Source organism: Streptomyces sp. NPDC058773 (genome assembly GCF_042746015.1).
In the GTDB taxonomy this organism is placed as follows: domain Bacteria; phylum Actinomycetota; class Actinomycetes; order Streptomycetales; family Streptomycetaceae; genus Streptomyces.
Map to the genome: position 1 here is coordinate 159,425 of NZ_JBHYPE010000013.1, position 20,669 is coordinate 180,093.

Genomic DNA, 20,669 nt, shown 5'->3' on the forward strand with positions numbered 1-20,669 from the left:
CGGCGGTTCCAGGCCCGGGACCGACGGACGGCCGCCCCTACGGGTTCCGGCGCCGCCTCTCGCCCGGCTCCTCCCCTGGACTCCCCTCGGCCCCTTCCACCCTCTCGCCCCGCTCGTCCCCGCAGCCGAGCAGATTCAGGAAGTCCCGGAAGGCCGTCGGCATCGCCACGTCCTCCGGGTCCAGCAGCCACTGGAGCTGCAGCCCGTCCATCACGGCGACCAGCAGTGGCGCCGCCCGCTCGGGGGTCAGCCCGCCGGGCAGGGAGTCTCCGCATTCGGTCCGCAGCACCTCGGCCATCGCGGCGCGTACGGCGCGGAAGCGGGACTCGAAGAAGGGGCGGGCGGGGTGGTCCTCGGTGACGCTGTCGGCGGACAGCACCGTGTACGTCTGCACCAGGCCGGGGCGGGTGGCGTTGTAGTCGACGAGCTGGGCGAGGGTGCCGGTGTGCCGGGCGCCGGCCGCCGCGGCGGCCCAGGCCAGATCCCACCGGTCGCGGGCCTCCAGCACCCCCACCAGCAGCAGTTCCTTGGTGGGGAAGTGGTGCAGCAGGCCCTGCTGGGTCAGCCCGGCGCGTTCGGCGACGGCGGCGAGCGAGGTGCGGCGGTAGCCGCGCTCGGCGATCAGCTCCATGGCGGCCTCCAGGATGGCCGCGCGCCGCTCCGTGCGCTGGGTCTCGCGCCCGCGGCCGGTCCGCCGCGCGCCCGGCCCGCCGCCGGGGGGTCCGTCCTGGTCTCGTGCAGTCACCGGCCGAGCGTAACCCTCCCGTGGAGATCCCGTACGACTGATGTAACGGAAAAGTAACGACGCCTACCGTCCGGGAGGTGGGCCGACAAGAATCCGGACACGGGGGTTCGCACGTCCACTCAGGGAACACCGGAGAGCCGCATGACCGACCATCATCCCCACGGCCCCACCGCTGACGCCGCCCACCATCATGCCCCCCTCCGTACACCGGAGCACACCGCGGCCGTCGAGCGGGCACTCGCCGCGCTCGACCTCGACACCAAGGTCCGGCTGCTGTCCGGCCAGGACATGTGGACGCTGCCGGCCGTGCCCGCGATCGGGCTGCGGTCGCTGGTGATGTCGGACGGTCCGGTCGGGGTGCGGGGCCAGGAGTGGAACGCCCAGGACCCCTCGGTCGCGCTGCCCGGCCCGACGGCGCTGGCCGCCACCTGGGACCCCGAGCTGGCCCGCCGGGCCGGTCACCTCCTCGCCCAGGAGGCCCGCCGCAAGGGCGTGCACGTCCTGCTGGCGCCGACGGTCAATCTGCACCGCTCACCGCTCGGCGGCCGGCACTTCGAGTGTTACGCGGAGGACCCGCTGCTCACCGGCGAGATCGGGGCCGGGTATGTGCGGGGGGTGCAGGAGGGCGGCGTCGGCGCGTCCGTCAAGCACTTCGTGGGCAACGACGCCGAGACCGACCGGCTCACCGTCGACAACCGCATCGCCCCCCGCCCGCTGCGCGAGCTCTATCTCGCGCCCTTCGAGCACATTGTGGCAAGCGCCCGACCCTGGGCGGTGATGACCGCCTACAACCAGGTCAACGGCGCGACGATGACCGAACACCGCGCCCTCGTCCAGGGTGTCCTCCGCGGCGAATGGGGTTTCGACGGCTGCACGGTCTCCGACTGGACGGCCGCCCGCGACACCGTCCGCGCCCTGCGCGGCGGCCTGGACCTGGCGATGCCGGGGCCCCGTACGGTCTACGGCGCGCCGCTCGCCGAGGCCGTCCGCCGGGGTGCGGTGGACGAGTCGGAGGTGGACGACGCGGTGCGCCGGGTGCTGTTGCTCGCCGCCCGTACCGGCTGTCTGGACGGGGTGCCGGCGGCGGTCAGCCCGGACGAGGTCCCGCGGGGGATCGACGGCCGGTCGGTGGCCCGGGAGATCGCCCGGCGCGGCTGCGTCCTGCTGCGCAACGAGCCGGTGGACGGCGCGCGGCGCGCGCTGCCGCTCGACGCCGCCGCGCTCCGCAGGGTCGCCGTCATCGGGACGGCCGCGCGCGAGGCCCGGGTGCTCGGCGGCGGGTCCGCGACCGTCTTCCCGGAGGCGGTGGTCTCCCCGCTGGAGGGGCTGCGCGCCGCGCTGCCCGACGACGTCGAGATCGCCTTCGCGGCCGGCGCCGATCCGCGCTCCCGGGTCCCGCACGCCCGTGAGGGCTTCACCCTGCGCGCCCGCTACCTGGCCGCGGACGGCCAACTGCTCGCCGAGACCGCGCAGCCCGACGGCAGGGTGCAGGTGCTGGGCCGCTTCCCCGAGGGCGTCACCCGGGAGAATCTGCGCGCAGTGGAACTCACCGGCGGCTTCACCCCGCGGCACACCGGCCGCCACACCCTCGCCGTCGCCGGCACCGGTGAGCTGCGGCTGACCGTCGGCGGCGCGGTGCTCTTCGACGGACGGTGCGCGCCGCAGGGCGGCGACCCCTTCGAGGGCTTCCTGCACCCCGCCGAACAGCGGGTGGCGGCGCAGCTGACGGCGGGCGAGCAGGTCGAGGTCACCCTGCGGTTCGTGCCGGACGGTGCGGACCGCGGTGAGGGGCCGGCCGCGCTGACGTTCGCGCTCGGCCACCGGGCGCCGGACACCGATGCCGAGGCGGAGATCGGCGCGGCGGTCCGCGCCGCGGCCGGGGCCGATGTGGCGATCGTCGTCGTCGGCACGACCGAGGAGACCGAGTCCGAGGGCGCGGACCGCGCCGATCTGCGGCTGCCCGGCCGCCAGGACGAGCTGGTCCGCCGGGTCGCCGCCGCCAACCCGCACACCGTGGTGGTCGTCAACTCCGGCTCCCCGGTGGAGCTTCCGTGGCGCGAGCAGGTCCCGGCCGTGCTGCTGAGCTGGTTCCCCGGCCAGGAGGGCGGCGCGGCACTCGCCGACGTCCTGCTCGGCGCCCATGAGCCGGGCGGCCGGCTGCCCACCACCTGGCCGGCCCGGCTCGACGACGCCCCGGTCACCACCGTCACCCCGACGGACGGGCAACTCGACTACGCCGAGGGGGTGTTCATCGGCTACCGCGGCTGGCAGCGGTCCACGGCCGCGCCCGCCTATCCCTTCGGGCACGGTCTCGGCTACACCGACTGGGAGTACGAGTCGCTGGACACCACCCCGGACTCGGTGCGGGTGCGGGTCCGCAACGCGGGCGACCGGCCGGGCCGTGAGGTCATCCAGATCTATCTGGCGCCCACCGCGGACGCCGCCCCGGACGCTCCGGAGCGGCCGGCGCGCTGGCTGGCCGGTTTCGCCGTCGTCGAGGCCGGTCCCGGGGAGAGCACGGAGGCCGAGATCCCGCTGCCGGACCGGGCGTTCGCGGTCCGGGACGCGGAGGACGACGGCTGGCACCGGGTCAAGGGCGTCTACCTCGTCGAGGCGGCGCGCAGCGTCGAGGACCGCAGGCTCACGGCGGAGGTCACCGTCGGCTGACGGGGCCGGTGGCGGGGGCGCTCCTCCCCAGGGACGCCCCCGCCGGTCCCGTCGGCCCCTCATGAGGGCATCACCGCCACATCACCGCCGCTCGTGCGTGCCGTGATCTTGTGGGCGGAGCTCTTGTCGTTCGGGACGGAGACCTTGCTGGTGCCGCCGCTGGTGGTGGCCTCCACGGCGTACGAGCCCTTCGGCAGCCGGATGGTGACATTGCCTCCGCTGCTGCGGCCCGACACCTCGTCGGGCGCCGCGGACAGCGCGAGCTCCACATTGCCGCCGCTGGTCCGTGCCGTCGCCGTACGGGCCGAGGAGTCCTTGACAAAGATGTCGCCGCCGCTGGTCTCCGCGGCGATACCGCCCGTGGCGCCGCGGACGGTGATGTCCCCGCCGCTGGTCCGCAGATCGACCGAGGCGTTGCGCGGCAGCAGCACCCGGTAGGCCACCTCGCACCGGCGCCCCATCCCGCAGTCCTCGGCCTCCAGGGTCAGCCGGCCGTCCTTGACCCCGTGCTGCGGGCTCGGCTTCCGGTCGTTGTAGACATACCTCTCCGTCACCCTGACCGAGCCGCCCGCGCCGACCGGCACGACCTCGATGTTCCCGCCGTGCGTGGTCGCCGACAGCGCGGTGATCCTGCCGTCCACGCTGTATATACGCTCCGCCTTCTTCGTCGGGCCGTAGTCCGTCAGCGAGCAGCCGGTCACGAAGGCGGCCAACGCCACACCGGACAGCACGAGATGGGGGATACGCAGGCGGGCCATGGCGAAAGGTCTCCTGAGACAGGCATCGAGCGGGAACGGGACGGACCGGACAACCGGTCATCACCCATCGTTCCGTCCCGGCCCGCCCCGTGGCGTCCCCGCACAGGATGACCTTCGCCCCGCCGTGCCCTTAAGGGTCTCCCGCACCCCGCGGCCGTACCGAGAAGCCGTACACGGTCTCCGACCGGTAGGTCTCGCCGGGACGCAGCACCGTGCCGGGGAAGTCCGGGCGGTTCGGGGAGTCGGGGAAGTGCTGGGTTTCCAGGGCCAGTCCGGCCGCCGGTCCGTAGGGGATGCCGGACGTTCCGGTCAGGGTTCCGTCGAGGTGACCGGCGGTGTAGAGCTGCAATCCGGGCTCGGTGGTGGCCAGTTCCAGGGCGCGTCCGGAGCGCGGGTCGTACAACTCCGCGACCGTGCGCGGCGCCCGGCACACCCCGCCGTCCAGCGCGAAGTTGTGGTCGAAGGCCCCGTCCACCGCGCGCGCCGTCCGGAAGTCGAAGCGGGTGCCGGCCACGTCGGCGGGCGCACCGGGCAGCGGAATGCCGCTGTCGTCGCACGGCGTGTAGCGGGACGCCGCCAGCCGCAGCCGGTGTCCGGCGGCGCTGCCGCTGCCGTCGCCACCCAGATTGAGGTACGTGTGGTTGGTGAGGTTGACGACCGTCGGCGCGTCGGTCCACGCCCGGAAGACGATGCGCAGCGCCCCGCCGGGGGAGAGGGTGTACGTCACGCGCACGTCCAGCGCGCCCGGGAAGCCCTCCTCGCCGTCCGGGCTGATCCGCCGCATTTCCACCCCGCCGTCGACCGGCCGGGCGTCCCACACCACCCGGGAGAAGTTCCGCGGCCCGCCGTGCAGGCTGTTGTGCCCGTCGTTCGGCGTCAGCGTCCAGGTCCGGCCGTCGAGCCGGAACGACGCCCCGGCGATCCGGTTCGCATACCGCCCGACCAGCGCGCCGAAGTGCGAACCGCCGTGCGCGACATACGAGCCGAGGTCGGCGAAGCCCAGCGCCAGCTGCCCCCGCGTCCCGTCCCGGTCCGGGGCCTGCACCGTCTGGATGATTCCGCCGTAGGTCAGGACCCGGACCCGCACCCCGGCGGGCCCCGACTCCAGGGTCCAGCGGTCGACCCGCGTACCGTCGTCCAGTGCGCCGAAGGCTTCCCTGCTGACCTGCGTCTTCATGGCAGCGACCCTATGCCGCCGGCCACCGGGGCGCCGCCCGGGGAGCGCGGTCAGGTACTGCGGCCGGGCCGGGTGATGGTGCGGAACGCCAGCTCCGCCAGCTCCTTCTGGCCGCGGGTGCCGGGGTGGAACCAGTCCCAGGTGCTCAACTGCCGCCCCGTGAAGCGGTAGTCGAAGACCGACTTGTCGAAACGGCACAGCGGGTCCGTGCCGCACACCTCCGCCAGCGCCGAGTTGTAGGCCATCACCCGGCTCCGGACCTGCGCCCGCCGCTCCTGCGCCGCCGGGCCCAGATCGTCCGGATCGCGCAGCATGGACCCGCAGATGCCCAGCTTCCACACCTGTTTGCCGAGCGGGTTCTTGCGCCCTTCCGACCACAGCCGCAGCAGGTCAGGCACCGCCGCGACATACACCTGGGTGTGCGGCAGGGCGCGCCGCAGATACTTCATGGACCGCGCGAAGTCGATACGGAAGGTGTCCGCCGGGGTCATCGTCCGGACGTCCCGCCGGCAGGCGTCGTTGGCGCCGATCAGGACCGTGACCAGCTCGGGCTTCCGGTCGGCGGCCGCGGTGACCTGGTCCGGCAGATCGCTCATCAGCGCACCGGCCCGCGCGAGGTTCCAGCTGTGTGTGGCGGGGCGTTTGACCAGCCGTCGGGCGAGGCTGTCGACTTTGGGGTCGGTGCCGGTGGCCCAGGAGACCTGCGGGCAGTCGGAGAGGACCGTACAGGCGTCGAAGCCGACGGTGATGGAGTCGCCGAGCGCCGCGATCGAGCCGGGATCGGTGCGCCAGACGGGCGCTTTCGCGGCCTTCCGCTTGCCCGCCGCGCCGGACTGCGCACCGGAGTCACTCCCACTACAGGCGGTGAGGGCGATCACCAGTGCGGAACCGATGGCGACGGTACGTGAGGAACGGAGGCCGGAGCGGCGGCGCCGGGGACGAAAGGGCCGATCGATCCGCGTCATCCCCTGTCCCCCTCCGGCGTGCGAGTGATATCTCTTCGGGTACCGACGGTACGTCACCCCCTCGACCGGCACCGCGCGATAGCTTTGCCCCGTGCTTGCCGGGCGGTGACGCAAAGTGGCAAGTGCAGTCGGCACAGACAAATTACATCACGTCATTTCCTGTCCCTTTTGCGGCAAATTCCGCCTAATGGTGTTTACTGTAAGTCACCAGCATGCTGGTGCCGAGGCGACCACCGGGGCAGAATGACTCCTGTCCCGGCCGCAACCGGAACGGGCACGAGGCCGCTGGGGAAGGCGAACCTCGAACCGCACTGGAGGTCCCGGTGACGACACGTGGAGTTCTGTACGTCCACTCCGCTCCGCGCGCGCTGTGCCCGCACGTCGAATGGGCCGTCGCGGGCGTCCTCGGTGTGCGCGTCAATCTCGACTGGATCCGCCAGCCGGCGGCGCCGGGCACGTGGAGAGCCGAGTTCTCGTGGCAGGGCGAGGCCGGCACGGCGTCCAAGCTGGCCTCCGCGCTGCGCGGCTGGCATCTGCTGCGCTTCGAGGTGACCGCGGAACCCTGCGCCGGCGCCGAGGGCGAGCGCTACAGCTCCACCCCCGATCTGGGGATCTTCCACGCGGTCACGGGCATTCACGGCGACATCCTCATCCCCGAGGACCGGCTGCGTGCCGCGGTCGCCCGCTCGGCGGGCGGCGAGACCGAGTTGGCCGCCGAGGTCGCCAAGCTCCTCGGCAAGCCCTGGGACGACGAACTGGAGCCCTTCCGGTACGCGGGCGAGGGCGCCCCGGTCCGCTGGCTCCACCAGGTCGTCTGAGCCGCGCCGGCACCGGCGCCGCACACTCCGACACGCGGGCGGCAGGAACCTTTCCCCGGCGCACGGGAACAGGCGGCCGCCGCCGTGCCGCCTCCAGGTGCCTCACTGCGGCTGAAATCCGAGCCGATCATGGCCGATAACCACCCGGCGAGCCGCACGGTGTCCGCGGCCGGCGAGGACGCCCGGCTCATCACGGACGCCCCCCGGAACGCCTGAGGGCCCGCCCGGTGGATGTCCACCGGGCGGGCCCTCAGGGTGTGCTGAGCGTGCCTCAGACCGTACGGAAGGCCAGGACCACGTTGTGGCCGCCGAAGCCGAACGAGTCGTTCAGGGCCGCGATCCGGCCCTCGGCCGGCAGCTGCCGGGGCTCGCCGCGGACGATGTCGGCGTCGGCCTCCGGGTCGAGCTGGTCGATGTTGATGGTCGGCGGGGCGACCCGGTTCTTGAGCGCGAGGACCGTGGCCACCGTCTCGATACCGCCCGCGCCACCCAGGAGGTGACCGGTCATCGACTTGGTGCTGGTGATGGCCATGTGGTCGACGTCGTCGCCGAACGCCTTGCGCAGCGCCCGGAGCTCGCCGACGTCACCGGCCGGGGTCGAGGTCGCGTGCGCGTTCACGTGCACGATCTCGGCCGGCTGGAGGTCGGTGTTGTCCAGGAGGTTCTGCAGCGCCGCCGCGATGCCGTTGCCGGACGGCTCGGGCTGCGTGATGTGGTGCGCGTCGGCCGAGATGCCCTGGCCGACGGCCTCCGCGTAGACGCGCGCGCCACGGGCCTTGGCGTGCTCCTCGGACTCCAGGACGATCACGCCCGCGCCCTCGCCGAGCACGAAGCCGTTGCGGTCGACGTCCCAGGGGCGGGAGGCGCCCTGCGGGTCGTCGTTGTTCTTGGACATCGCCATCATGTTGCCGAACGCGACGATCGGCAGCGGGTGGATGGCGGCCTCCGTGCCACCCGCGACGACGACGTCGGCGCGGCCGGAGCGGATCATCTCGATCGCGTAGCCGATGGCCTCGGCGCCCGACGCACAGGCCGAGACCGGCGTGTGCACCCCGGCGCGGGCGTTGAACTCGATGCCGACGTTCGCGGACGGCGAGTTCGGCATCAGCATCGGGACGGTGTGCGGGGAGACGCGGCGTACGCCCTTCTCCTTGAGCACGTCGTACTGGTCGAGCAGGGTCGTCACACCGCCGATACCGGAGGCGATGACGGCACCCAGACGGTCGGGGTTGACCGCGGTGTCCTCGCCCGCCTTGGCGGTGAAGCCCGCGTCCTTCCAGGCCTCCTGGGCCGCGACGAGCGCGAACTGCGCCGAGCGGTCCAGCTTGCGGGCCTGCGGACGGGGAATGATCTCGGTCGGCTCGACGGCGATCTGACCGGCGATACGGACCGGCAGGTCGGCGGCCCAGTCCTGTTCGAGGGTGCTGATGCCGGAGCGTCCGGCGAGCAGCGCCTCCCAGGTCGAAGCGGTGTCGCCACCCAGCGGTGTGGTTGCGCCGATACCGGTGACGACCACGGTGCGATTGGTCGCGTTCACGGGAATTCTTACTCCACGGGTAGAGGGGTCTGAATCGACGGCGCCACCGCGGGGTGGCGACTGCGCAGAGCCTGGATCAGCTCTGGTGCTTGAGGATGTAGTCGGTCGCGTCGCCGACCGTCTTGAGGTTCTTGACGTCGTCGTCCGGGATCTTCACGTCGAAGCGCTCTTCGGCGGCGACGACGACCTCGACCATGGACAGCGAGTCGACGTCCAGGTCGTCGGTGAAGGACTTGTCCACCTGGACGTCCTCGGTGGGGATCCCGGCGATCTCGTTCACGATCTCGGCGAGACCGGCGACGATCTCTTCCTGAGTGGCGGCCATGATGGCGCTCCTTCGGTCATTTTAAGGGGAAACTGCGTTACTTGCGGTGAAGATCCGTTCGGCGTCCGACACATCCGAAGACGTGCGGTGCTGCGCAGATCTTGCCTAGGGGAGGGTAACGACCGTAGCGGCGTAGACGAGACCCGCCCCGAAGCCGATGACCAGCGCGGTGTCGCCGCTCTTGGCCTGTCCGGTCGCCAACAGCCGCTCCATGGCGAGCGGAATGGAGGCGGCCGAGGTGTTGCCGGTGGTTTCCACGTCACGGGCGACCGTCACGCTCTCCGGCAGCTTCAGAGTCTTCACCATCGAGTCGATGATCCGCATGTTGGCCTGGTGCGGAATGAAGACGTCCAGGTCGTCCGGGCTGACTCCGGCCGCGTCCAGCGCCTGCTGGGCGACCTTCGCCATCTCGAACACCGCCCACCGGAAGACCGCCTGGCCCTCCTGGGTGATGGCGGGGTAGCGGATCTCCTCGGGGGTCGGGCGGCCCTCGGGCGCGTCTCCTCCGGGCACCGGGGTGGGGCGGTAGACGTCCCAGCCGAGGGTCTGCTTGATGGTCTCGGACTTGTCGCCCTCCGAACCCCAGACCGTCGGGCCGATCTCGGGCTCGTCGGCCGGACCGACGATGACCGCACCGGCACCGTCACCGAAGAGGAAGGCCGTCGCGCGGTCCTCCAGGTCGGTCAGGTCCGAGAGCCGCTCCACGCCGAGGACCAGCACATACTCCGCCGAGCCCTCGGTCACCAGGCCCTTGGCCAGGGTCAGTCCGTAGCCGAAGCCCGCACAGCCCGCCGAGATGTCGAACGCGGCCGGCTTGCCGGCACCGATACGGTGCGCGATCTCGGTCGCGATCGCCGGGGTCTGCTTGAAGTGCGACACGGTGGAGACGATCACGGCGCCGATCTGCTCGGGCGTGATCCCGGCGTCGGCGATGGCCTTGCCGGACGCCTCGACCGACATGGTCGCGACGGTCTCCTCGGGGCCCGCCCAGTGGCGGGTCGCGATACCGGACCGCGAGCGGATCCACTCGTCGGACGAGTCGATGTGCTTGAGGATCTCCTCGTTCGGCACGACACGGGTCGGGCGGTAGCCGCCGACGCCCATGATCCGCGCGTACGGGGCGCCCTTGGATGGCTTGATCTTCGAGGTCATGCGCTGCGGACTCCTATTCGGCCGGTGCGGATTGCTCGGCGATCAGCGTGCGGGCCGCGTCGAGGTCGTCGGGCGTCTTGAGGGCGAGGGTCCGCACGCCGGGGAGCGCGCGCTTGGCCAGGCCGGTGAGCGTGCCGCCGGGGGCCGCCTCGATGAGGGTGGTGACCCCGAGCTCCTTGAAGGTCTCCATGCACCGGTCCCAGCGCACGGGGTTGGCCACCTGGCCCACCAGCCGCTGCACCAGCTCCGGTCCGGAGGAGACGACCTGGCCGTCCTTGTTGGAGACGTAACGGGTGCGCGGATCGGCGACCGACAGCTGTGCGGTCGCGGCTTCCAGGGCGGAGACGGCGGGGGCCATGTGGTGAGTATGGAACGCGCCGGCCACCTTCAGCGGTACGACCCGGCGAGTGCCCTCCGGCTTGTTCTCGACCAGCGCGGCGATCTGCTCGGCGGTGCCCGCGGCGACGATCTGGCCGGCGCCGTTCACATTCGCCGGGGTCAGGCCCAGCTGCTCCAGATGCGGGATGACCACGGCCTCGTCGCCGCCCAGCAGCGCGGCCATACCGGTCTCGGTGACGGCGGCGGCCTCGGCCATCGCCTGACCGCGCCGGCGCACCAGAGCCATCGCGGCCTCGTCGGACAGCGTGCCGGACAGTGCGGCGGCGGCCAGCTCACCGACGCTGTGCCCGGCCACCGCGCCGGCCTGCGCGGCGACGTCGTCGGCCGTGGTGAACAGCTGGCGGGCGGAGAGCAGAGCGGAGGCCACCAGCAGCGGCTGCGCCACCGCGGTGTCCCGGATCTCCTCCTCGTCCGCCTTCGTGCCGTAGTGGACCAGGTCCAGATCGATGGCGGCAGACCAGGCGCGGAGCCGGTCCTCGACACCGGGGAGGTCGAGCCAGGGGGTCAGGAAGCCGGGCGTCTGAGCGCCTTGGCCGGGAGCGACGAGTACGAGCACCCTCACACTCTCTCTTGTGGGTGGTTCCGCCCGCCCGTGGGGACAAGGACGAAGAACCATCGGGGTAATTGTTGGTGTCCGACAAAAGTCTAGGGTTGTGCCTCACCGTCAGCCAGGCGCCCGAGAATCAACGCGATACGGAGGGTGAACGCCGAGCGCACGTCGGAGGGTGACCAGCCGGTGACGTCGGTCACACGTCGGAGCCGATAGCGCACGGTGTTGGGGTGCACGAACAGCATCCTGGCGGCCCCCTCCAGACTGCTCGCCTGCTCCAGATAGACGCTCAGCGTCTCCAGCAGCGCCGACCCCGCCTCCTCCAGCGGTCTGTAGATCTCCTCCACCAACTGCTCGCGCGCGACCGGGTCCGAGGCCATCGCGCGCTCCGGCAGCAGGTCGTCCGCGAGCACCGGCCGCGGGGCGTCCGGCCAGGCGGCACAGGCCCGCAGCCCGGCGGCCGCGGCCTGCGCCGACCGGGTCGCGGCCAGCAGATCGGAGACCACCGGACCGGCCACCACCGGCCCCGCGGCATACGGGCCGATCAGCGCCTTCGCGGCCTTCAGCGGGTTGTCCGAACCACCCGCGATCACCACCAGACGGGAGCCCAGCACCCCGGTCAGGACCTGGAGCTTGGCGTGCCGGGCGGCGCGCCGGATCGCCTCCACGGTCAGTTCGCTGTCCCCGTCCGGCGCGGTGCCCAGCACCACGCACACATGCTCGGGGGAGTTCCAGCCCAGGGCCGCGGCACGGGAGACCGCGCCCTCGTCCGCCTCCCCCGACAGCACGGCGTTGACCACCAGCGACTCCAGCCGGGCGTCCCAGGCGCCGCGGGCCTCGGCGGCCTGGGCGTAGACCTGGGCGGTGGCGAAGGCGATCTCCCGGGCGTAGACCAGCAGCGCCTCGCGCAGCACCGACTCGTCGCCGGGGGCCGCGACCTCGTCGATCGCGGACTCCATGACCTCGATGGTCGTCCGGACCATCTCCACGGTCTGCCGCAGCGTGATCGCCCGGGTCAGCTCGCGCGGCGCCGTGCCGAAGACGTCGGTGCTGATCGCCTGCGGTGTCTCCGGATGCCGGAACCACTCGGTGAACGCGGCGATACCGGCCTGCGCCACCAGGCCGATCCAGGAACGATTCTCCGGGGGCATCGCGCGGTACCACGGCAGCGTGGCGTCCATGCGGGCGATGGCGGCCGCCGCCAGTTTGCCGGACGAATTCTCCAGGCGCCGGAGGGTCGCGGAGTGCGGGTGCGCGTCGCGCGAAGCGGGTTCAGACACGGGACAAGCCTGCACCATCGGGGCGGGGAGGTGCGGGGGCGGGGCTACCGTGGGCCCATGATTCAGGTGCGGAGAGGCCATGAACGGTATCCGGGCGGGGACGCGGAGGCCGGGATCGAGTCGCGGCACGCGTTCTCCTTCGGGCCGCATTTCGACCCGGAGAATCTGCGCTTCGGCGCGCTGATCGCCTGCAACGAGGAGCGGCTGGCGGCGGGCGCCGGATTCGACGAGCACCCGCACCGCGACACGGAGATCGTGACCTGGGTGGTCGAGGGGGAGCTGACCCACCGCGACTCGGCCGGCCACGAGACCACCGTGCGTCCGGGCGATCTCCAGCGGCTCAGCTCGGCGGGCGGCGTCCGGCACGTGGAGCGCAACGACGGCGAGCGGCCGCTGCGCTTCGTCCAGATGTGGCTGGCGCCGCGCGACTCCGGCGGGGAGCCGTCGTACGAGGTGGTGCGCGGGATCGCCGACGGCACGCCGTACGCGGTACCGCGGGCCGGGGCCCTGCTGCATGTGCGCCGCCTCGCCGACGGTGAGCGCACCGCGGTCCCGGATGCCGCACGGGCCTATGTACAGGTGGTACGCGGTGCCGTGCAGCTCGGCGACGAGCGGCTGGAGGCCGGCGACGCGGCGCGGATCACCAACGGTGCGGGGCTGGAGCTGCGGGGGCTGGCGGCGGCGGAGTGCCTGGTGTGGGAGATGGGGCCGGAACCGTCGTACGGGTGAGCCCGGTGCGGGCCCGCGGCGGCGCGGCCGGCCCCCTCCGGCCGGGTCAGACCGGCTGCGCCAGCTCGGCCAGCACCGCATCCGTCAGCGGCGGCCAGGCCTCGATCGCCCACGGCCCGAAGGCCCGGTCGGCGAGCGCCACACAGGCCGCGCGGGCGTCCGGGTCCACCCACAGGAACGTCCCGGACTGTCCGAAGTGCCCGAAGGTGCGGGGCGAGGACGAGGCGCCCGTCCAGTGCGGTGACTTGCCGTCCCGGATCTCGAAGCCCAGCCCCCAGTCGTTCGGCTTCTGGTGCCCGTAGCCCGGCAGCACACCCGCCAGCCCCGGGAACACGACCTCGGTCGCCGCCGCCAGCGTCTGCGGCGCGAGCAGCCGGGGCGCCTGCAGCTCGGCCGCGAAACGGATCAGGTCGGCGACCGTCGAGACACCGTCCTTGGCGGGCGAGCCGGGCAGCTCCGTCGCGGTCATCCCGAGGGGCGCGAGCACGGCCTCGTGCAGATATTGCGCGAAGGGGATGTCGGTCGCCTTGGCTATGTGGTCGCCCAGCGCCTCGAAACCGGCGTTGGAGTAGATCCGCCGGTTGCCCGGCTCGGCCATCGGGCGCGGCTCGTCGAAGGCCAGCCCCGAGGTGTGGGCGAGCAGATGACGCACCGTGGACCCCTCGGGTCCGGCCGGTTCGTCCAGCTCGACGGCGCCTTCCTCGACGGCCAGCAGCGCGGCGTACGCGGCCAGCGGCTTGGTCACGGACGCCAGCGGGAAGCGGTGCTCCAGCGGGCCGTACGACCCGGCCACCGACCCGTCGGCTCGTACCACGGCGGCCGCAGCGGTGGGCACCGGCCAGTTCTCGATCATCCGCAGGCTCTGCATGCCCACGAGCCTAACGTCCCCAAAATCCGGTCAAGTCTGCGCGTGATCGGCGCTTGCCTGGAGTGCACTCGAAGTCTCTAGCGTTGAGGCCGTCGAGAGGCATCCGGCCAGAGCGCCGGGAGACGTCCGACGCGACAGGGGAGACGGGACATGACGGTAACGCAGAGCGAGCCGGTGACGAGCGGCGCGACCGCGACCAGAGAACTGCCGGCGGCGGTGCGTGACTGCCGCGCCGCGCCCGCACATCCCAGGCCCGCCGGCCGTGACCGGTACACGATCAGTGAGGTGGCCGAGCACACCGGCCTCAGCGCCCACACCCTGCGCTGGTACGAGCGCATCGGCCTGATGCCGCACGTGGACCGCACCCATACCGGGCAGCGGCGCTTCACCAACCGCGATCTGGACTGGCTGGGCCTGGTGACCAAGCTGCGGCTGACCGGTATGCCGGTCGCCGACATGGTCCGCTACGCCGAGCTGGTGCGGGCCGGCGAGTGCACCTTCGCCGAGCGGCAGCGGCTGCTGACCGCGCACCGCGAGGACGTACGGCAGCGCATCGCCGAGCTGCAGAGCACGCTCGACGTACTCGACTACAAGATCGACATCTATGCCGACGCCCAGCGGGCGTCCGAGAGGTTCTGAGGTCTCCATGGGGAACGAGAAGATCGAGACGGTCGAGCTGGGCAACGGCGGACCGAGGGTCGGCGTGCAGGGCCTCGGCTGTATGGGCATGAGCTTCGCCTACGGGCCCACGGACGCCGATGAGGCGCGGGCCACGCTGGACCGCGCGCTGGACCTGGGCGTGACGCTCTTCGACACGGCCGACATGTACGGCATGGGGGAGAACGAGAAGTTCATCGCGCCGTTCATCCGGGCGCACCGCGACGAGGTCGTGCTGGCCACCAAGTTCGCGATATCCATCGACCCGGACGACCCTGCCAAGCGCACCATCCGCAACGACCGGGCCTACCTTCGTCAGGCCGTCGAGGGCAGCCTGCGGCGCCTGGGCGTGGACGAGATCGACCTGTACTACATGCACCGGCGCGACGTGCACGTCCCGATCGAGGAATCGGTCGGTGCCATGGCCGAACTCGTCGCCGAGGGCAAGGTCAAGCACCTGGGGCTGAGCGAGGTGACCGGCAGCGAACTGCGCGCGGCGCAGGCCGTGCACCCGATCGCGGCGCTGCAGTCCGAGTGGTCGCTGTTCAGCCGGGACATCGAGGACGGCGTGGTGCAGGCGGCGGCCGAGCTCGGCGTCGGTCTCGTGCCCTACTCCCCGCTCGGCCGGGGCTTTTTGACCGGTGCGTTCGTGCACGCGGACAAGGAGCTGGGCGCGGACGACTTCCGCCGCCAGCAGCCCCGCTTCACCGGCGACAACGCGGCCGTCAACGCCGCGCTGCTGGAGCCGGTCCGGGCGCTCGCCGACGCCCACGGTGCCACGCCCGGCCAGATCGCGCTGGCCTGGCTGCAGCAGCAGGCCACGGCCCGTGGCCTGGCCGTCGTCCCGATCCCCGGCACCCGTAAGCGCACGAGGGTCGAGGAGAACACCGCGGCGACCCGGATCCGGCTGACCGACGAGGACCTGGCGCAGCTGGAGCCGATCGCCGGCAAGGTCGCGGGGGCGCGGTACGCGGACATGACGTTCACCTCGGCGGGACGGGAGTAGCCGCCGGGGACGGGAGCGGACCGGGAGGGGCGGGCCGGGCGCCCGCCCCTTACGGCGTTCCGGCCGCCGCGCGCCCGCACTACGGGACGTTGCGGACAGGCCCTACGCCAGTCCCAGCGCGAACGCCCCGAATCCGGCGGCCAGTAGCGCCGCGGCGGCCCGGCGGGCACGGGTGGCGCCGGTCCAGGGCGCCTCGAAACGGCGGGTGGTGCGGCCGATGAGGAGCAGTGCGGCGGCGAACACCGGCAGCCACAGGAGCCGGGCCGGCAGCCAGCCGAGGGTGTCGGGCACCACCGTCAGCCCCGGGATCTGCCCCAGGAAGGACGCCGGGACGGCCAGCGAGAGCATCGCCGTCTGGTGCCAGCACAGAATCGTCAGCGCGGAGAGGTTGACCAGCGCCACCGGTGCCCAGAGGGCGGGCCGGCGCAGCAGCCGGCCGAGCCGGTCCCGGAGCAGCACCGCGGCGCCCGACTGGGCCGCGGCCAGCGCCACCACCAGCAGGGACGGCGGGTGGGAGTTCGTACGGTCCTGCCCGGGGACGCCGACCATGCTCGCCGGGTAGTGGAAGAACAGCAGCAGCGCGGCGAACACCGCGGCGCCGCCGAGCAGCAGCGACCAGGCGGCGCGTGCGCCGAGCCGCCGCTCGCCCCAGGAGACGCCGAGTTGATAGGCGAACATCCAGCCGGGCAGGAGATTGAGCAGGCTCAGCCACGGCGGCATGGCATCGGCGTACGGCCCGTAGCGCAGGTAGTCCACCACTGCCACGGACGCCGCCAGAGGGGCCGCGGCCCAGGCACCCATCCACCGGGCGGCGCGCAGGCAGAGCGGCGTCAGCGCGGTGATCACCGCGTACACGCCGACGAACCACAGCGGCTGGATCACCAGCGTCGCCCCGGTCCGCAAGGTCGCCTCCGGCACGCCCAGTCCGTACAGCAGGGGCAGCAGCACCGCCCAGACGGCCGTCACCCCGAGCACCGGACGCCCCAGCCGCACCAGCCGGCCCCGCAGCCACACCCCGGCGGACTCGCCCCGCCCGGTGGCGCGCCGCAGCGACAGCACCGACGCATGCCCGCCGACCAGGAAGAAGATGCCGAGCAACTGCAGGAACCAACTGGCCGGGGCGAGTTGGCCGACGGCGGTCAGCAGGCTGGCGTTGTGCAGCGCGCCCCCGGCGTCGAGCGTGAAGCCGCCGATCAGCCAGTGGCCGGTGGGGACGGCGAGCAGCGCCAGCGCCCGCAGACCGTCGAGCGCCCGGTCGCGGTCCGCGGGCGTACGGTCCGCCACGGCCGCCACGGCCGCCACGGCCGCCACGGCCGCGGTGCCGAGGAACGGGCGTCTGTCGCACCGGGCGCCGGTGCGGAGCCTGGACATGGTGGTGTCTCCCTCTCCCGTGGGTGTGCCGGAGGGCAACGTAGGAAAAAGGGATATGACGCGGCGTCACACCGAAGGGCCGACTCCCGGGGGCTACGGGGGTAGGGGGGCACCGGCCGTGCTCGTCCTCCCGGAGGAGAGACAGCGGGGCCGCGGGACGCTACCGCTCCCCGGGTGAGACCAGCCCCGACTCATACGCGAAGATCACGGCCTGCGCCCGGTCCCGGAGCGCCAACTTGGCGAGCACCCGGCTGACATGGGTCTTCACGGTCTGCTCGGCGACGATCAGGGCCTCGGCGATCTCCTGGTTAGACAGCCCGCGGGCGATCAGCTCCAGTACCTCCGTCTCGCGCGGAGTGAGCCCGTTCAGCCGCAGGGCGGGCCGCCCCTTACGGGCCACCGGCCCCGAGCGGGCGAAATCGGCGATCAGCCGCCGGGTCACGGACGGCGCGAGCAGTGCCTCCCCGGCCGCCACCACCCGGACCGCGGAGATCAGATCGGCCGGCGGCGCGTCCTTGAGCAGAAAGCCGGACGCCCCGGCGCGCAGCGCCTCGTAGACGTAGTCGTCGACATCGAACGTGGTCAGCATCAGGACCTTGGGGCGGTGGGTGACACCGGCGGGCGGATCGAGCAGCTGCCGGGCCGCCTCCAGCCCGTCCATCTCCGGCATCCGCACATCCATCAGCACCACATCGGGGTGTGTCCGGCGGCTCAGGGCGACGCCCTGCACACCGTCCGGGGCATCGCCCACCACATCGATGTCGCTCTGCGCGGCGAGCAGCGCGGCGAACCCCGCGCGCACCATGGCCTGGTCGTCGACGATGATCACGCGCGTGGTCATACGGGGTGCGAATCCTTCGTGGAGAGGGGCGATGCCGGGGACGCCGGTGCGTGGAGCGGGAGTTGGGCGGCGACCCGGAAGCCGCCGTCGGGCAGCGGCCCGGTGTCGAGCGAACCCTCCACCAGCCGGACCCGCTCCCGCATCCCGATCAGACCATGCCCCGTGCCGGTGGTCTCCAAGGGCGTGGAGGGCGCGGACGGCGCGGAGTTGACGACCAACACGGTCAGCCGGGCGCCGTCCGCGGCCGGGGTCACCGACACCCGGGTCTGCGCCCCCGGGGCATGCCGCACCACATTGGCCAGCGCCTCCTGCACGATGCGGTACGTCGACAGATCCACCGCCGGTTCCAGCGCCACCGGCTCCTCGGGCAGCGCCAACTCGACCGGCACACCCGCCCGTACGGTCCCCTCGACCAGCTTCGGCAGCATGCCGATGCCGGGCTGCGGGGTCTTCTCCGGGCCGCTGTGCTGCTCCGCCTCCTCGCTGCGCAGCACCCCGAGCAGCCGGCGCATCTCCGCCAGCGACTCCCGGGCGGTCGCCGCGATCGCGCCGAACTCGTCCTCCGCCTCCCGCGGAATCCCGCTGATGCGGTACGGGGCGCTGGCCGCCTGGACCGTGATCACCGACATGTGGTGGGCGACGACATCGTGCAGTTCACGGGCGATCCGGGTGCGCTCCTCCAGCAGCGTCCGACGGGCCCGCTCGGCCTCGCTGATGGTCTCCTGCTCCATCAACTTGCGCTGGGCGTCGCCGCGTTCGCGCAGCGTGGCGCCCATCATCAGCACCACACCGGCGAGCACGAACAGCAGCACCCAGGTGCTCTCGCTGCCGTCCGGGGTGAGCAGCTCGGAGAGCAGCCCCGCCACACCGGTCGTCAGCCAGACGGCGGTCAGCGTGCGGCGGCGTTCGCGCAGCGACAGCGCCAGCATCAGCGCGAGATAGCCGACGATCTCCATGGGCGGCCAGGGCCAGGCGCGCCCCACCACACCATCGGTGCCGGTGAGCGCCATGGCGCCGATGACATCCGCCGCGAAGATCACCCACCAGGCCTGCAGCGGCCGGGTCACCGCGAGCAGCAGCGGCACGGTCTGCGCGGTGGCCAGCGCACCGGCCAGCCGCCCGTTGAGGCCGTAGTCGTTGCCGAGGACGTTGATGGTCGTCGGCAACAGGGAGACCGCGAACCCGAACGCGACCACATAGGGCAGGCGGCGCAGCCAGACGCTCCGGACGCCGCCCAGCAGCGGGGTGCCGGGCTCGGTCGGGGTGCCCAGCTCCACGGCCAGCACACGCAGCGCCTGTTGTGCGGCGCGCAGCGCCCGCCGCCGGACCGGCTCACGCACGGGTCCGTGCTCCGGCTCCGTTTCGGGGTTGACAGCTCGTCCACTCATCGCGCCTCTATTCAAGCGGTGCGCGCGGCCCATGGCGTCATACCAGGGGTCGGGCTTTCGACCCCGTACCACGGTATGAGTCCAGGACGCGGAGACAGGCCCGGCCCTAGAGCTCCGCCAGCAACTCGGCCTTCTTCGTGCTGAACTCGTCATCGGTCAGCAGTCCCGCGCCGTGCAGCTCGCCGAGGTGCCGTATCCGGTCCGCGATGTCCGCCGGGTCGCGCCGGGTCTCCCCGGTCCGGTGGCGCACCGGCGCGGCGTCCGGCGTCTCCTGGGCCGGTTCGGCGGCGCGTACGGCCTGCAGCACCGAGGCCGCGAACGGCAGTGACTCGTGCACCGGGCCGTACCCCAGCCCGAACACCACGGCGGCCGGGTCCTGGTCCGCCTCGCCCGTCCCGGGCTCGCGGGCCCCGCGCTCCAGCAGCCGCAGATAGCCGTTGAGGATCTCCGGCGACCGCCACTCGATCCCGGCCAGCTCACCTACGGGGAAGGACTGGTCGCCGCACTTCCACTTCGCCGAGGACGCACCCGTCCAGAACCACCGGAAGGCGACCGCACGCCCGTCGAAGGACGCCTTGCCGTCATACGCCTTGAAGTGCAGCGGAGGCTCCGGCGCGGCCACCAGGTGGCGGTCGGCGGGCTCCTTGGCATCGGGGCCGAGCACCGTGCGCAGCTCGTCGGCGTAGTACTCGGCGAGCGTCTCGCGGTCGGCCGGAAGCACCAGCCGGTAGGGGTCGGAGTCCTCCTTGAGCTGCCCGTCCGCCGCTTCCATCAGGGGGTCGGCGCCGTGCCGGGGCACGGCGTGCAGCACCACCGTGCCACGTCTGCCCTCGGTCACCTCCACGGAGTTCAGCGCCTCGTACGGAATGCGTCGCTCGCCGAGCGCCTGGAACAGCTTCGGCCTGCGGATCCCCCGTTCGAAGCGGATGAGTACGGAGTCCGTGTCGAACTCCCAGACGGCGTGAAAACCGGCCAGCACATCACCCATGTGGCTCATCGTATGCGGGCGGTTGCTCACTCGTCCCCCTTCCGGACAGCTCGGAGGCGCGCGCCGAAGCGGTGCCTGTCACTCCGGTCACCCGCGCCGTCTCCCGCCTCGTGGGCGGCGCCGTGACCGGGGGCGGTCTCCGCAGGCACGGCCCGTCCCCGGGCGCCGGGCCGTGCCTGCGGCCGCCGTTTCGTTGCCCCGCGGTCCCCTCAGACCGGACGGGTGCCGCACTGCGGGTCGTCGGACGCGCAGGCGACGGTGCTGGTCGCGCCGACCCCGACGAGCGCGAAGTTGCGCAGGCTGCCGGTGCCCGGCGCGAAGTAGCCGGCGTGGGGGGGGGGGGGGGGGGGGGCCCCGGGGGGGGGGGGGGGGGGCGGGGGGGGGGGGGGGGGGCCGGGGCCCCCCCCCCCCCCCCCCCCCGTCGGGGAGTGCTGGGTGGAGTCTTCGG

Annotated in this window: 19 protein-coding genes; 5 read left to right on the plus strand and 14 right to left on the minus strand. The window is 72.7% G+C overall.

Translation table 11 applies throughout. The features are described 5' to 3' along the window. Positions 1–37 precede the first annotated feature (37 nt). Entirely contained in the window at positions 38–745 is a 708-nt protein-coding gene (locus ACFW5B_RS14825) for a TetR/AcrR family transcriptional regulator (RefSeq protein ID WP_386438673.1), read from the minus strand. A 141-nt stretch (positions 746–886) separates the two neighbouring features. Here ACFW5B_RS14825 and ACFW5B_RS14830 point away from each other — a divergent pair, with 141 nt between their 5' ends. Further along, positions 887–3,412, plus strand: a complete 2,526-nt coding sequence (locus ACFW5B_RS14830) for a beta-glucosidase (RefSeq protein WP_386438676.1) — start codon at positions 887–889, stop codon at positions 3,410–3,412. 59 nt (positions 3,413–3,471) lie between these two features. On the opposite strand, the gene ACFW5B_RS14835 is transcribed toward ACFW5B_RS14830, so the two are convergent. The 3 genes from ACFW5B_RS14835 to ACFW5B_RS14845 form a co-directional block, all read right to left on the minus strand. Continuing rightward, a complete protein-coding gene (locus ACFW5B_RS14835) occupies positions 3,472–4,170 on the minus strand; it encodes a DUF4097 family beta strand repeat-containing protein (RefSeq protein ID WP_386438679.1) in 699 nt (232 codons plus the stop codon). A gap of 130 nt (positions 4,171–4,300) precedes the next feature. Next, on the minus strand, positions 4,301–5,347 hold the full coding sequence (locus tag ACFW5B_RS14840) for an aldose epimerase family protein (RefSeq protein ID WP_386438682.1): 1,047 nt from the start codon (positions 5,345–5,347) through the stop codon (positions 4,301–4,303). Between the two features lie 50 nt (positions 5,348–5,397). Next, on the minus strand, positions 5,398–6,312 hold the full coding sequence (locus ACFW5B_RS14845; RefSeq protein WP_386438685.1) for an SGNH/GDSL hydrolase family protein: 915 nt from the start codon (positions 6,310–6,312) through the stop codon (positions 5,398–5,400). 323 nt (positions 6,313–6,635) lie between these two features. On the opposite strand from ACFW5B_RS14845, the gene ACFW5B_RS14850 reads away from it, so the two are divergent. Continuing rightward, positions 6,636–7,130, plus strand: a complete 495-nt coding sequence (locus ACFW5B_RS14850) for a DUF3145 domain-containing protein (protein WP_386438688.1) — start codon at positions 6,636–6,638, stop codon at positions 7,128–7,130. 271 nt (positions 7,131–7,401) lie between these two features. On the opposite strand, the gene fabF is transcribed toward ACFW5B_RS14850, so the two are convergent. From fabF to ACFW5B_RS14875, 5 genes are all read right to left on the minus strand, one after another. After that, positions 7,402–8,667, minus strand: coding sequence for a beta-ketoacyl-ACP synthase II (gene fabF / locus ACFW5B_RS14855; protein WP_386438691.1), 1,266 nt, complete (start codon positions 8,665–8,667; stop codon positions 7,402–7,404). A gap of 76 nt (positions 8,668–8,743) precedes the next feature. Then, on the minus strand, positions 8,744–8,992 hold the full coding sequence (locus tag ACFW5B_RS14860; protein ID WP_006605825.1) for an acyl carrier protein: 249 nt from the start codon (positions 8,990–8,992) through the stop codon (positions 8,744–8,746). 105 nt (positions 8,993–9,097) lie between these two features. Then, on the minus strand, positions 9,098–10,144 hold the full coding sequence (locus tag ACFW5B_RS14865) for a ketoacyl-ACP synthase III (protein ID WP_386438696.1): 1,047 nt from the start codon (positions 10,142–10,144) through the stop codon (positions 9,098–9,100). A 13-nt stretch (positions 10,145–10,157) separates the two neighbouring features. Further along, positions 10,158–11,099 (minus strand): ACP S-malonyltransferase, encoded by a 942-nt coding sequence (locus ACFW5B_RS14870; RefSeq protein WP_386438699.1) that lies wholly within the window; start codon positions 11,097–11,099, stop codon positions 10,158–10,160. A gap of 89 nt (positions 11,100–11,188) precedes the next feature. Next, on the minus strand, positions 11,189–12,391 hold the full coding sequence (locus ACFW5B_RS14875; protein ID WP_078518510.1) for a CdaR family transcriptional regulator: 1,203 nt from the start codon (positions 12,389–12,391) through the stop codon (positions 11,189–11,191). A gap of 39 nt (positions 12,392–12,430) precedes the next feature. Here ACFW5B_RS14875 and ACFW5B_RS14880 point away from each other — a divergent pair, with 39 nt between their 5' ends. Then, a complete protein-coding gene (locus ACFW5B_RS14880) occupies positions 12,431–13,102 on the plus strand; it encodes a pirin family protein (RefSeq protein WP_386438703.1) in 672 nt (223 codons plus the stop codon). Between the two features lie 46 nt (positions 13,103–13,148). On the opposite strand, the gene ACFW5B_RS14885 is transcribed toward ACFW5B_RS14880, so the two are convergent. Beyond that, on the minus strand, positions 13,149–13,970 hold the full coding sequence (locus tag ACFW5B_RS14885) for a serine hydrolase domain-containing protein (protein ID WP_386438706.1): 822 nt from the start codon (positions 13,968–13,970) through the stop codon (positions 13,149–13,151). A 150-nt stretch (positions 13,971–14,120) separates the two neighbouring features. Between ACFW5B_RS14885 and ACFW5B_RS14890 the strand changes: the two genes are divergently transcribed. Together ACFW5B_RS14890 and ACFW5B_RS14895 are read left to right on the plus strand one after the other, a co-directional pair. Then, positions 14,121–14,609, plus strand: a complete 489-nt coding sequence (locus ACFW5B_RS14890) for a MerR family transcriptional regulator (RefSeq protein ID WP_386438709.1) — start codon at positions 14,121–14,123, stop codon at positions 14,607–14,609. A gap of 7 nt (positions 14,610–14,616) precedes the next feature. Further along, positions 14,617–15,633 carry an aldo/keto reductase gene (locus ACFW5B_RS14895; protein WP_386438711.1) on the plus strand — a complete coding sequence of 339 codons (1,017 nt, stop codon included), beginning with the start codon at positions 14,617–14,619 and terminating at the stop codon, positions 15,631–15,633. Positions 15,634–15,735: 102 nt separating this feature from the next. Here ACFW5B_RS14895 and ACFW5B_RS14900 read toward each other — a convergent pair whose 3' ends face one another. From ACFW5B_RS14900 to ACFW5B_RS14915, 4 genes are all read right to left on the minus strand, one after another. Next, on the minus strand, positions 15,736–17,004 hold the full coding sequence (locus ACFW5B_RS14900) for an acyltransferase (protein WP_386438713.1): 1,269 nt from the start codon (positions 17,002–17,004) through the stop codon (positions 15,736–15,738). Between the two features lie 160 nt (positions 17,005–17,164). Further along, entirely contained in the window at positions 17,165–17,845 is a 681-nt protein-coding gene (locus ACFW5B_RS14905) for a response regulator (RefSeq protein WP_386438716.1), read from the minus strand. Beyond that, entirely contained in the window at positions 17,842–19,233 is a 1,392-nt protein-coding gene (locus ACFW5B_RS14910) for a sensor histidine kinase (protein WP_386438719.1), read from the minus strand. Before ACFW5B_RS14910 ends, ACFW5B_RS14905 begins: the two co-directional genes overlap by 4 nt. A 106-nt stretch (positions 19,234–19,339) precedes the next feature. Beyond that, on the minus strand, positions 19,340–20,221 hold the full coding sequence (locus ACFW5B_RS14915; protein WP_386438722.1) for a DUF4429 domain-containing protein: 882 nt from the start codon (positions 20,219–20,221) through the stop codon (positions 19,340–19,342). Positions 20,222–20,669: the final 448 nt, after the last annotated feature.

Excerpts from the sequence above, each read along its gene's own strand:
- ACFW5B_RS14915 (WP_386438722.1), bottom strand. The coding sequence starts at position 20,221 with ATGGGTGATGTGCTGGCCGGTTTTCACGCCGTCTGGGAGTTCGACACG.
- ACFW5B_RS14835 (WP_386438679.1), bottom strand. The coding sequence starts at position 4,170 with ATGGCCCGCCTGCGTATCCCCCATCTCGTGCTGTCCGGTGTGGCGTTG.
- ACFW5B_RS14880 (WP_386438703.1), top strand. The coding sequence starts at position 12,431 with ATGATTCAGGTGCGGAGAGGCCATGAACGGTATCCGGGCGGGGACGCG.
- ACFW5B_RS14895 (WP_386438711.1), top strand. The coding sequence starts at position 14,617 with ATGGGGAACGAGAAGATCGAGACGGTCGAGCTGGGCAACGGCGGACCG.
- ACFW5B_RS14905 (WP_386438716.1), bottom strand. The coding sequence starts at position 17,845 with ATGACCACGCGCGTGATCATCGTCGACGACCAGGCCATGGTGCGCGCG.
- ACFW5B_RS14885 (WP_386438706.1), bottom strand. The coding sequence starts at position 13,970 with ATGCAGAGCCTGCGGATGATCGAGAACTGGCCGGTGCCCACCGCTGCG.
- ACFW5B_RS14865 (WP_386438696.1), bottom strand. The coding sequence starts at position 10,144 with ATGACCTCGAAGATCAAGCCATCCAAGGGCGCCCCGTACGCGCGGATC.
- ACFW5B_RS14910 (WP_386438719.1), bottom strand. The coding sequence starts at position 19,233 with ATGAGTGGACGAGCTGTCAACCCCGAAACGGAGCCGGAGCACGGACCC.
- ACFW5B_RS14860 (WP_006605825.1), bottom strand. The coding sequence starts at position 8,992 with ATGGCCGCCACTCAGGAAGAGATCGTCGCCGGTCTCGCCGAGATCGTG.
- ACFW5B_RS14875 (WP_078518510.1), bottom strand. The coding sequence starts at position 12,391 with ATGGTGCAGGCTTGTCCCGTGTCTGAACCCGCTTCGCGCGACGCGCAC.
- ACFW5B_RS14890 (WP_386438709.1), top strand. The coding sequence starts at position 14,121 with ATGACGGTAACGCAGAGCGAGCCGGTGACGAGCGGCGCGACCGCGACC.
- ACFW5B_RS14845 (WP_386438685.1), bottom strand. The coding sequence starts at position 6,312 with ATGACGCGGATCGATCGGCCCTTTCGTCCCCGGCGCCGCCGCTCCGGC.
- ACFW5B_RS14840 (WP_386438682.1), bottom strand. The coding sequence starts at position 5,347 with ATGAAGACGCAGGTCAGCAGGGAAGCCTTCGGCGCACTGGACGACGGT.
- ACFW5B_RS14900 (WP_386438713.1), bottom strand. The coding sequence starts at position 17,004 with ATGTCCAGGCTCCGCACCGGCGCCCGGTGCGACAGACGCCCGTTCCTC.
- ACFW5B_RS14830 (WP_386438676.1), top strand. The coding sequence starts at position 887 with ATGACCGACCATCATCCCCACGGCCCCACCGCTGACGCCGCCCACCAT.